Origin of the sequence: Limosilactobacillus alvi (assembly GCF_016900115.1) — a bacterium.
In the GTDB taxonomy this organism is placed as follows: Bacteria; Bacillota; Bacilli; order Lactobacillales; family Lactobacillaceae; genus Limosilactobacillus; species Limosilactobacillus alvi.
The window spans coordinates 1-2,157 of record NZ_JACJJQ010000070.1 but is presented as its reverse complement, the minus strand read 5'-3'; the positions used below and the strand labels follow the sequence as shown (position 1 = coordinate 2,157).

The 2,157-nt window shown below is 44.7% G+C and carries 1 protein-coding gene; it reads left to right on the top strand.

The genetic code is table 11. The features are described from left to right. The first annotated feature begins 591 nt into the window (after positions 1 to 591). On the top strand, positions 592 to 1,698 hold the full coding sequence (gene menC, locus H5993_RS09040) for an o-succinylbenzoate synthase (RefSeq protein ID WP_204777094.1): 1,107 nt from the start codon (positions 592 to 594) through the stop codon (positions 1,696 to 1,698). The last annotated feature ends 459 nt before the right edge of the window (positions 1,699 to 2,157 follow it).

Below are 2,157 nucleotides of genomic sequence, written 5' to 3'. Positions count from 1 at the left end.
CCCTAACTGAGATTTGATGTCTTCAGTATAGGGGGTTAGCCATATGATTAATAGACGTGTCGTTATTCACCGCTTACCAACCAAGTGGCCCCTTCGCCCAACCTATTTAGTTTTTTGCACGGGTTCACCGACGCCAAGCTCCCACAAAGCGACCTTCGTTCTCCTTATCCCAACCAGGCCGTTAAGGAGCTTTTTTCCCATCCTCCATTGCGTGGTACCACCTTTATTCATGTCACTATCACTAGTGACACCTCACCCCGTACATGAATCAATCCGATACGTTGGCGCGATAACGGGTGCTCCCGGCTAAAACTCCATTTCGTTGCCTTAGCCACTCCACGGTTACTTTTATCTGATTTTCACTATCTTAGGCTCACTATGCAAAGCAACTGACACCAATCTCCGTTTCTTTGTGTTTTCATACCAAATCGTTAAATTATCGGTACTATCACGGACAATAAAAATAATTTCAAGTGTTTTGTTAGAATTTTCCAGTTTATTTTTAATGATAAGTAATTTGGAGTTGCTTTAACTTAGCGTAAATACTGCTTATAATTAGCAAAAAGACTTGCTTAATGAAAGGACTAAACAATGCACATTACCGCAATTAACCTTTGGCAAATTGATCTCCCGCTGCGCCATCCCTTTATTAGTAGTGAAGCTAAGATGACAACTAAACCGGCCTTAATTTTAGAATTAACCGATGAAATGGGGAATCACGGATATGGGGAATGTTCCGCTTTCGCGACCCCTTTTTATACCGCTGAATTTCGCAGTGGAGCTTGGGACTTTTTAACGGAACTCGTTCTTCCTAAGTTAATTAATCATTACTATCTAACACCCACTGATTTTGATGACCAGTTTGCCGGCTACCGGGGAAATGAAATGGCTAAGGCCGCGGTAAATTGTGCCCTTTGGGATTTATACGCAAAGCGACAGGGGATCCCGCTAGCCCAAGCCCTCGGTGGGGTAAGAAATGAAGCGGAAGCGGGAATTGCGATTGGTTTACAGTCTGACCCAGCAACTTTAGTTAGCAAGGTCCAAGTAGCAGTTAATGAAGGTTATCGACGGGTGAAAATCAAAGTTAAACCTGGCCATGATTTTACCTATCTTAAAGCCGTGCGGGAAAAATTTCCGGACTTGATGTTAATGGCTGATGCTAACTCGGCCTATACGTTAGCAGATGTCAACCACCTAAAACAGTTTGATTCCCTTAATCTTTTGATGTTGGAACAACCGCTAGCGGCTGGTGATTTAGTCGAACACGCAGACCTGCAAGCTCATATTAAGACGCCAATTTGTCTTGATGAAAGTATCGTTACCTTAGCGGATGTCAAAGCGATGGTGAAACTAGGGGCGGGGAAAGTAATTAATCTAAAAGTTGCCCGGGTTGGTGGCTTAAGCCAGGCTAAGGCAATTCAAGCATATGCTCAGCAAGTCGGCATTGATTGTTGGGTTGGTGGAATGGTCGATACGGGGATTGGCCGGGCCGCTAACCTCGCTTTAGCAACCTTACCGGGAATTGACCTCCCCAATGATTTGTCGGCTTCAGGGCGCTTCTTTGCGACTGACATCATTACCCCGCCAGTTACCCTGGCCGGAATCTTTGTCCAAGTACCGGCGCAACCCGGAATCGGTTACCAGATCAATTGGCAACAATTGCGGAAGGCAACCTCTAGGAAATTTGAGCTTAAATAAAAGCGGATGGAAAAACAGACTCCGTTAAGGCCGTGCTTTGGAGCGAACCAGCCAACTGGTTTGGCGTTTGTGAGCCCATGCAAGGCTGAATCGGTTGGGGGTGACCGCCAGGGAAGCAACTGCTATTCAGCTACTACCTTGGCCTTAGTTACTAAGTAACATTTGGAGATGCAAAGAAGAGGTTGGGAAAAAAGCTCCTTGACGGCCTGGTTGGGATAAGAAGGACAAAGGTTGATTCATTAGAATCAGCCTTTCGTTCGCACTTATCCGCTAAGGCCGTGCTTTTTGACCTTAGTTACTGAGTAACATTCGGAGATGCAAGAAAGAGGCTGGGAAAAAACTCCTAGTCCAAAGTAAAAACCGGATGATGAATTTCTTAAACGGCTATAATGCCCTCTAAGTATACAGATGAAATAGAAAATTCATCTTATGCTTGGAGGGTATTTTTATGTCTAGAAA